The organism is uncultured Aquincola sp., from assembly GCF_964001545.1.
Lineage (GTDB): Bacteria > Pseudomonadota > Gammaproteobacteria > Burkholderiales > Burkholderiaceae_C > Aquincola.
The window spans coordinates 1-8,913 of record NZ_CAXFDV010000656.1 but is presented as its reverse complement, the minus strand read 5'-3'; the positions used below and the strand labels follow the sequence as shown (position 1 = coordinate 8,913).

The following is an 8,913-nucleotide window of genomic DNA, read 5'->3' as shown; positions in this document are numbered from 1 at the left end:
CTGCCCACGCTGGCGCTGTCGGCAGACGCCACACGCGGCCGCACGCCGGCTGATCTGAGCGTGACACGCCGCGCCGTCACCGCCAGCCAGTGGCGCGCGGGCCTGGCCGTCAGCAGCTGGGAGATCGATTTCTGGGGCCGCCTGGCCAGCCTCAACGAATCCGCGCTGCAAAGCGTGCTGGCCACCGACGAGGCCCGCCGCGCCACCACGCTGCTGGTGGTGGCCGGCGTGGCCGATGCCTACCTGGGCCTGCGCGAAGTGGACGAACGGCTGCGCCTGGCGCAAGACAGCGCCGCCAGCCAGCGCGAATCGCTGCGCATCTTCGGCCGCCGCTTCGAAGTGGGCGCCGCCTCGCGGCTGGAACTCACGCAGGTGCAGACCCTGGTGACGCAGGCCGAAGCGCTGGTCACGCAACTGCAGCAGTTGCAGGAGCAGCAACGCCATGCGCTGGACCTGCTGGTGGGCCGGCCGGTGGCCGCCACGCTGGCGCCGCTGCCCGAGCCGCTGGCCGCCTGGCGGCTGCCCACGCTGCCGGCCGGCCTGCCCTCGGCCCTGCTGCTGGCACGGCCCGACCTGGTAGCGGCCGAGCACCGCCTGCGCGCCGCCCATGCGCAGATCGGCGCGGCGCGGGCCGCCTTCTTTCCCACCATCCAGCTCACTGCCTTCGGCGGCACCGCCAGCGATGAACTGGACGGCTTGTTCAAGGGCGCCGGCCGCAGCTGGAGCTTTGCGCCGCGGCTGGTGCTGCCCCTGTTCGATGGTGGCCGCAACCAGGCCAACCTCGACCTGGCGCAGGTGCGCACGCAGCAGGCCGTGGTGCAGTACGAACAGGCGGTGCAGGTGGCCTTCCGCGAGGTGGCCGATGCCTTGTCGGCCCGCCACTGGCTGGCCGAGCAGCTGCAGGTGCAGCAGCAGGCGCTGGCGGTGCAGCAGGAACGTGCACGCCTCTCGCGCCTCAGCCACGACCAGGGCGCCAGCAGCTTCCTCGATGTGCTGGATGCCGAACGTTCGCTGATCGCCGCCACGCAGCAGCTCACGCAGACGCAGCGGGCGCTGCTGTCCAGCCAGGTGGCGTTGTACCGCGCGCTGGGCGGCGGCTCGGCGTCCTTGTCCTTTCCGCAGCCCTGAACACCATGGCCCCCTCCAAGAACAAGCTCATTCCCGCGGCCGTGCTGCTGGCGCTGGCCGTCGCCGCCGCCTTGCTGTGGCGCCAGCACCAGGCCGCCGCGGTGGACCAAGGCTTCATCGGCAGCAATGGCCGCATCGAGGCCACCGAGGTGGACGTGGCCACCAAGCTGGCCGGCCGCGTGCAGGACATCCGGGTGGACGAAGGCGACTTCGTGCAGGCCGGCCAGGTGCTGGCCACCATGCAGGTGCAGACGCTGCTGGCCCAGCAGCAGGAAGCGCAGGCCCAGCGTGAACAGGCCGTCACCGCGGTGGCCGCGGCCCAGGCCCAGGTGGCCATGCGCCGCGCCGACCAGGCCGCGCTGCAGGCCCAGGTGCGCCGGGCCGAAGCCGACTTCGATGCCGCGCGCCGCCGGCAGGACCGTTCGGAAACCCTGGCGCGTGAAGGCGCCACCTCGGCCCAGACGCTGGACGACGACCGCGCCCGCAGCCGCAGCGCCGAGGCGGCGGTGGCCGCGGTGCAGGCCCAGGTGGTCTCGGCCCAGGCCGCCATCAGCGCGGCGCAAGCCCAGGTCACCAGCGCACAGGCCCAGGTGCAGGCGGTGCAGGCCACGCTGCAGCGCATCCAGGCCGAGATCGACGACAGCCAGCTCAAGGCCCCGCGCGACGGGCGGGTGCAGTTCCGCGTGGCGCAGCCGGGTGAGGTGCTGGGCGGCGGCGGCCGGGTGCTCAACCTGATCGACCTGTCGGACGTGTACATGACCTTCTTCCTGCCCACCGAAGTGGCTGGCCGCGTGGCCATGGGCACCGAGGTGCGCATCGTGCTGGACGCGGCGCCGCAACTGGTGATTCCGGCCAAGGTCTCGTACATCGCCAGCCAGGCGCAGTTCACACCCAAGACGGTGGAGACCACCAGCGAGCGGCAGAAGCTGATGTTCCGCGTGCGGGCGCAGATCGACCGCCAGTTGCTGCAGCAGCACCTGGACCAGGTGAAGACCGGCCTGCCCGGCATGGCCTGGGTGCGCATGGATGCGCAAAAGCCCTGGCCGGCCCACCTGGCCCGGCTGGTGCAGCCGTGACCGGCAACGCCGCCACCGCCGTGCCGGTGGTGCGGCTGCAGCGCGTGCAGCAGCGCTACGGCAGCACGCAGGCGCTGGCCGACCTCACGCTCGACCTGCCGGCAGGCTGCATGGTGGGCCTGATCGGCCCTGACGGCGTGGGCAAGTCCAGCCTGCTGTCGCTGGCGGCCGGCGCGCGCCGGGTGCAGGCCGGCCAAGTGCAGGTGCTGGGCGGCGACATCGCCGATGCCGCGCACCGTGAGGCCATCGGCCCGCGCATCGCCTACATGCCGCAGGGCCTGGGGCGCAACCTCTACCCCACACTGTCGGTGGAAGAGAACCTGCAGTTCTTCGCCCGCCTGTTTGGCCATGACGCGGCCGAGCGGCGCCGCCGCATCGATGGCCTGACCGCGGCCACCGGACTGCACCCCTTCCTGTCGCGGCCGGCCGGCAAGCTCTCGGGCGGCATGAAGCAGAAGCTGGGGCTGTGCTGCGCCCTCATCCACGACCCCGACCTGCTGATCCTGGACGAGCCCACCACCGGCGTCGATCCGCTGGCGCGTGCGCAGTTCTGGGAGCTGATCGCCCGCATCCGCAGTGAGCGAAGAACGATGTCCGTCATCGTGGCCACCGCCTACATGGACGAAGCCCAGCGCTTCGACTGGCTGGTGGCGCTGGACGCCGGCCAGGTGCTGGCCACCGGCACGCCGGCGCAGCTGCTGGCCCGCACCGGCGCAGCTTCTCTGGAACAGGCCTTCATCACCCTGCTGCCCGAAGCCCGCAAGCGCGGCCATGCGCCGGTGGTCATCCCGCCGCTGCAGGCGGCCGAAGACGACATCGCCATCGAGGCGCAGAACCTGACCATGCGCTTCGGCGACTTCGTGGCGGTGGACCGGGTGAACTTCCGCATCCGGCGCGGCGAGATCTTCGGCTTCCTCGGCTCCAACGGCTGCGGCAAGTCCACCACCATGAAGATGCTGACCGGCCTGCTGCCGGCCAGCGAAGGCCAGGCCCGGCTGTTCGGCCGCGAGGTGAACCCGAAAGACCTGGCCACCCGCCGCCGCGTGGGCTACATGTCGCAGGCGTTTTCGCTGTACGGCGAGCTGACGGTGCAGCAGAACCTGGTGCTGCATGCGCAGCTGTTCCAGGTGCCGGCCGACCAGATCGCGGCGCGGGTGGACGACATGGCCGAGCGCTTCGGCCTGCAGGCGGTGCGGGGCAGCCTGCCCGAAAGCCTGCCGCTGGGCATGCGGCAGCGGCTGTCGCTGGCCGTGGCCATGGTGCACCGGCCCGAGCTGCTGATCCTGGACGAGCCCACCTCGGGCGTGGACCCGGTGGCACGTGATGGCTTCTGGCGGCTGCTGGTGGAGCTGTCGCGCCGCGACCGGGTGACCATCTTCATCTCCACCCACTTCATGAACGAGGCCGAGCGCTGCGACCGCATGTCGATGATGCATGCCGGCCGCGTGCTGGACAGCGATGCACCGGCCCGCCTGGTGGCCAAGCGCGGCGCGGCCACGCTGGAAGAAGCCTTCATCGGCTATCTGAAGGAGGCCGAGCAGCCAGGCCCTGCCGAGGGCGGCCAAGCAAGCCCGGCGCCGGTCGTGGCGCAGGCGGGCACGCCCGCGGCGCCGCTGCGCCACCGCCGCTTCAGCCTGCAACGGCTGCTGAGCTACCTGTGGCGCGAGGCGCTGGAGCTGCGGCGCGACCCGGTGCGCGGCACGCTGGCGCTGGCCGGCTCCTTGATCCTGATGGCGGTGATCGGCTACGGCATCAACCTGGACGTGGAGCACCTGCGCTATGCGGTGCTCGACCGCGACCAGTCGACGCTGAGCCAGAGCTACCGGCTGGCGCTGTCGGGCTCGCGCTATTTCAGCGAGCAGCCGCCCATCACCGACGATGCCGACGTGGACCGCCGCATGCGCAGCGGCGAGCTGTCGTTGGCGCTGGAAATACCCCCCGGCTTCGAGCGCCAGGTGCTGCGCGGCCAGCCGGTGCAGCTGGGCGCCTGGATCGACGGCGCGATGCCGCAGCGGGCCGAGACCGCCCGCGGTTATGTACAAGGCATTCACCAGCATTGGCTGGCCGAGCAGACGGGCAGCGCCGGCGGCCAGCCGGGCGTGCAAACGCGTTTTCGCTACAACCCCGACGTGCGCAGCCTGCCGGCCATGGTGCCGGCCACCATGCCGCTGCTGCTGTTGATGCTGCCGGCCATGCTCACCGCGCTGGCGGTGGTGCGCGAGAAGGAGACCGGCTCCATCCTCAACCTGTACGTGACGCCGGTGACGCGCACCGAATTCCTGCTGGGCAAGCAGCTGCCCTACGTGGCGCTGGCGATGCTGAACTTCCTGCTGATGAGCTTGATGGCCGTGCTGGTGTTCCGGGTGCCCATCACCGGCAGCTTTGCCACGCTGGCGCTGGGGGCGCTGCTGTTCAGCCTGTGCTCCACCGGCATGGGCTTGCTGGCTTCCAGCGTCACCCGCAGCCAGATCGCGGCGCTGTTCATCACCATGATCGGCACCATCGTGCCGGCCACGCAGTTCGCGGGGCTGCTCGACCCGGTGTCTTCGCTGCAGGGCGGCGCCCGTGTGGTGGGCGAGTTGTACCCCGCTTCGCACATGATCAACCTCAGCCGCGGCGTGTTCAGCAAGGCGCTGGGCGCGGCTGATCTGCAGCATGCGCTGACCAGCATGGCGCTCGCCGTCCCGGTGATCCTCGGCGCGGCCATCGCGCTGCTGCGCAAACAAGAAGCCTGACCCCATGCAAGAGCTTGACCCCATGCGCCACGTCATCGCCAACACCTGGCGCCTGGGCATCAAGGAGCTGTGGAGCCTGTGGCGCGACCCGGTGATGCTGGTGCTCATCGGCTATGTGTTCACGCTGGGCATCTACAACGCTGCTCGGGTGCAGCCCGAGACGCTGAACAACGCGGCCATCGCCATCGTCGATGAAGACCGGTCGCCGCTGTCGCAGCGCATCACCAGCGCGTTCTACCCGCCGCTGTTCAGCCCGCCGGTGATGATCGGCTGGCCGCAGATGGATGCCGGCATGGACGCGGGCGACTACACCTTCACGCTGGTGATACCGCGCCACTTCCAGCGCGACGTGCTGGCCGGCCGCGGCCCGCAGCTGCAGCTCAACGTCGACGCCACGCGCATGAGCCAGGCCTTCAGCGGCAGCAGCTATGTGCAGCAGATCGTGCTGGCCGAGGTGGCCGAGTTCGCGCAGCGCTACCGCGGCAGCGCCACGCCGCCGGTGGACCTGGTGCTGCGCTCGCGCTTCAACCCTTCGCTCAGCCGCGCGTGGTTCGGCAGCCTGGTGGAGCTGATCAACTACATCACCATGCTGGCCATCGTGCTCACCGGCGCGGCGCTGATCCGCGAGCGTGAGCACGGCACGGTGGAACACCTGCTGGTGATGCCGGTGACGCCGGCGCAGATCATGCTGGCCAAGGTGTGGTCCATGGGCCTGGTGGTGCTGCTGGCGGCCTGGCTGTCCATCAGCCTGGTGGTGCGCGGCGTGCTGCAGGTGCCCGTGGCGGGCTCGCTGCCGCTGTTCTTCACCGGGGCCGCCTTGAGCCTGTTCGCCACCACGTCCATGGGCATCTTCATGGCCACGGTGGCACGCAACATGCCGCAGTTCGGCATGCTGCTGGTCATCACCATCCTGCCGCTGCAAATGCTCTCGGGCGGCCAGACGCCGCGTGAAAGCATGCCCACGCTGGTGCAAAACGTGATGCTGGCCGCGCCCACCACCCACTTCGTGCAGCTGGGCCAGGCCATCCTGTTCCGCGGCGCGGGGCTGGCGGTGGTGTGGCCGCAGTTCCTGGCCCTGGCCTTCATCGGCGCGCTGCTGTTCAGCCTGTCGTTGCGGCGCTTTCGCAGCACGCTGGCGCAGATGGCGTGACGCCCTACTTCCCCTTCATCGCCATGACCCACAGCCCCACCCCACCACCGCCCACGCTGCTGCGCAACCGCACCTACGACGAACTGGCCGTGGGCGACAGCGCTCAGATCGAGCGCCAGCTCAGCGCCGAGGACATCCAGCTGTTCGCGGTGATGTCGGGCGACGTGAACCCCGCACACCTGGACGCCGAATATGCCGCTTCCACCCAGTTCCATGGCGTCATCGCCCATGGCATGTGGGGCGCGGCGCTCATCTCCGCGGTGCTGGGCACGCGCCTGCCCGGCCCCGGCACGGTGTACCTGGGCCAGACGCTGAAGTTCCATGCCCCCGTGCGCGTGGGCGACCGCCTGACCGTGCGGGTGACCGTGACCGACAAGGAACCGGTGCACCGGCGGGTGACCCTGGCCTGCACTTGCGTGAACCAGCAGGGCAGCACCGTGATCGACGGCGAGGCCACGGTGCTGGCGCCGCAGCAGCGCATCGAGCGGCCCGCTGCCACGCTGCCCGAAGTGCGGCTGCTGGCCGCCAACGGCCTGCCGCGGCTGCTGCAGCAGGTGCTGCCCCTGGGTCCCATCCGCGTGGCGGTGGTGCACCCCTGCGACGTGCTCAGCCTCGGCGGCGCGCTGGATGCGCGCGCCGCCGGCCTGATCGAGCCGGTGCTGGTGGGCCCGCGCGCCCGCATCGAAGCCGTGGCCGCCGAAGCGGGGCTCAGCCTGCAAGGCGTGCCGCTGGAAGACGTGCCCCACAGCCATGCCGCGGCCGCCCGCGCCGCGGAGCTGGCCGCTGGCGGCCAGGTGCAGGCCTTGATGAAAGGCAGCCTGCACACCGACGAGCTGATGAGCGCGGTGCTGCAGCCCGAAGCCGGCCTGCGCACCAAGCGCCGGCTGTCGCACTGCTTCGTGATGCAAACGCCGGCCTATCCGCGGCCCTTCATCATCACCGACGCGGCGATCAACATCGCGCCCACGCTGGAACACAAGGCCGACATCGTGCGCAACGCCATCACGCTGGCGCATGCCATCGGCGTGGCCGAGCCGCGGGTGGCCATCCTGGCCGCGGTGGAAACCGTGAACACCGCGATGCCCGCCACGCTGGACGCCGCCGCGCTGTGCAAGATGGCCGACCGCGGGCAGATCACCGGCGGCGTGCTCGACGGGCCGCTGGCCTTCGACAACGCGGTGTCGGTGGCGGCAGCGCGCACCAAGGGCATCGTCTCGCCGGTGGCCGGCCAGGCCGACGTGCTGGTGGTGCCCGACCTGGAAAGCGGCAACATGCTGGCCAAGCAGCTGGAGTACCTGGGCGATGCGGCCAGCGCCGGCATCGTGCTGGGCGCCAGGCTGCCCATCGTGCTCACCAGCCGCGCCGACAGCCGGGAGACCCGCATCGCCTCCTGCGCCATCGCGGTGCTGCTGGCCCACCATTTCAGGAGCAACCCGCCATGAGCGCGTCCGGCTACATCGTGGTGCTGAACTGCGGCTCGTCCAGCATCAAGTTCGGCTTGTTCACCATGCCCGCCAAGGGCGGCGAGCCGCCGCGGCAGGCCGCCTGGCGCGGCCAGGTGCAAGGCATCGGCGGGCCGAAGGCCACGCTGGACTTGGGCGACGGCAGCCCGCCCCGCCCGCTGCAGCTGGACGCGGCCCATCCTTATGCGGCCGCGCTGGCCGTCATCCGCACCGAAGTGCTGCGCTGGCTGGCCGGCCGCCCCATCGCCGCGGTGGCGCACCGCGTGGTGCATGGCGGGCCGCGGCACTTCGCGCCGCAGCGGGTGGACGCGGCGCTGCTGGCCGAATTGAAGGGCCTGATTCCGCTGGCCCCGCTGCACCAGCCCTTTGCGCTGGAAGCCATCGAGATCCTGCTGCGCGAGCGGCCCGACCTGCCGCAGGTGGCCTGCTTCGACACCGGCTTCCACCACACGCTGCCGATGGTCGAGCAGCTGCTGCCGCTGCCTTATGCGGCCTATGAACGCGGCCTGCGCCGCTATGGCTTCCATGGCCTGTCGTACGAATACATGGCGGTGGCGCTGGCCGAGCGGCACGGCGCGTTGGCGCAAGGCCGCACGCTGGTGGCCCACCTGGGCTCGGGCGCCAGCCTGTGCGCGATGCAGGGCCTGCGCAGCGTGGCCACCACCATGGGCTTTTCGGCGCTCGACGGGCTGATGATGGGCACCCGCACCGGCGCACTCGACCCCGGCGCGGTGCTGTACCTGATGGAGATCGAGCACCTGACGCTGCAGCAGGTGGGCCAGGTGCTGTACCACGACAGCGGGCTGCTCGGCGTCTCGGGCCTGTCGGCCGACCCGCGGGTGCTGCTGGCGCACGAGGCCGATGAGCCCCGCGCCGCGCTGGCACTTGACCTCTACGTGCGCCGCATCGTGCGCGAAGCCGGCGCGCTGGTGGCGGTGATGGGCGGCCTCGATCTGCTGGTGTTCACCGCCGGCATCGGCGAGCACAGCGCGGTGCTGCGCCAGCGCATCGTGCAGGCGCTGGGCTGGCTGGGGCTGGCGTTGGACGAAGCAGCCAACGCGGCACATGCCCCGGTCATCTCCACCCCCGACAGCCGCGTGCGCGTGGCAGTGGAGCCGACCAACGAGGAGTGGGTGGCGGCGCGGCATGCAGCCGCACTGGTGGCCGCGCAGGGCGCCTGAGCGCCCGGCTCAAAACCACAGATCGCGGATGCAACGCCCGTCGCGTGGCAGGTCGTCGAAGGCGTCCAGCCCGTCGAAGTGATCGATCGGCAGCGCCGCGATCGGGCCGGGGTCGGCGAGCCGCAGGTTCACCGCCATGCGCCGCCGGCCGTCCGCTTCCAGCTCCAGCCCGCGCCAGTG

6 protein-coding genes are annotated in these 8,913 nt (G+C 71.2%); all 6 read left to right on the top strand.

Going from position 1 to position 8,913, the window contains the following annotated elements:
* A partial coding sequence (locus ABNT58_RS22755) for an efflux transporter outer membrane subunit (protein WP_348755683.1) occupies positions 1-1,128 on the top strand: 1,128 nt, incomplete at its 5' end.
* Positions 1,129-1,133: 5 nt separating this feature from the next.
* Positions 1,134-2,204: an HlyD family efflux transporter periplasmic adaptor subunit gene (locus ABNT58_RS22750; RefSeq protein ID WP_348755682.1), complete on the top strand. Its 1,071-nt coding sequence runs from the start codon at positions 1,134-1,136 to the stop codon at positions 2,202-2,204.
* Positions 2,201-4,939, top strand: a complete 2,739-nt coding sequence (gene rbbA, locus ABNT58_RS22745) for a ribosome-associated ATPase/putative transporter RbbA (RefSeq protein ID WP_348755681.1) — start codon at positions 2,201-2,203, stop codon at positions 4,937-4,939. The genes ABNT58_RS22750 and rbbA overlap by 4 nt, the downstream gene beginning before the upstream one ends.
* 22 nt (positions 4,940-4,961) lie before the next feature.
* Positions 4,962-6,089, top strand: a complete 1,128-nt coding sequence (locus ABNT58_RS22740) for an ABC transporter permease (RefSeq protein WP_348755685.1) — start codon at positions 4,962-4,964, stop codon at positions 6,087-6,089.
* A gap of 23 nt (positions 6,090-6,112) precedes the next feature.
* Positions 6,113-7,531, top strand: coding sequence for a bifunctional enoyl-CoA hydratase/phosphate acetyltransferase (locus ABNT58_RS22735; protein ID WP_348755684.1), 1,419 nt, complete (start codon positions 6,113-6,115; stop codon positions 7,529-7,531).
* Complete coding sequence (locus ABNT58_RS22730; protein WP_348755680.1) at positions 7,528-8,733, top strand: acetate/propionate family kinase; 1,206 nt, start codon at positions 7,528-7,530, stop codon at positions 8,731-8,733. The genes ABNT58_RS22735 and ABNT58_RS22730 overlap by 4 nt, the downstream gene beginning before the upstream one ends.
* The last annotated feature ends 180 nt before the right edge of the window (positions 8,734-8,913 follow it).

Coding starts and splice junctions, on each gene's coding strand:
- ABNT58_RS22750 (WP_348755682.1), top strand. CDS start 1,134: ATGGCCCCCTCCAAGAACAAGCTCATTCCCGCGGCCGTGCTGCTGGCG.
- ABNT58_RS22740 (WP_348755685.1), top strand. CDS start 4,962: ATGCGCCACGTCATCGCCAACACCTGGCGCCTGGGCATCAAGGAGCTG.
- ABNT58_RS22735 (WP_348755684.1), top strand. CDS start 6,113: ATGACCCACAGCCCCACCCCACCACCGCCCACGCTGCTGCGCAACCGC.
- ABNT58_RS22730 (WP_348755680.1), top strand. CDS start 7,528: ATGAGCGCGTCCGGCTACATCGTGGTGCTGAACTGCGGCTCGTCCAGC.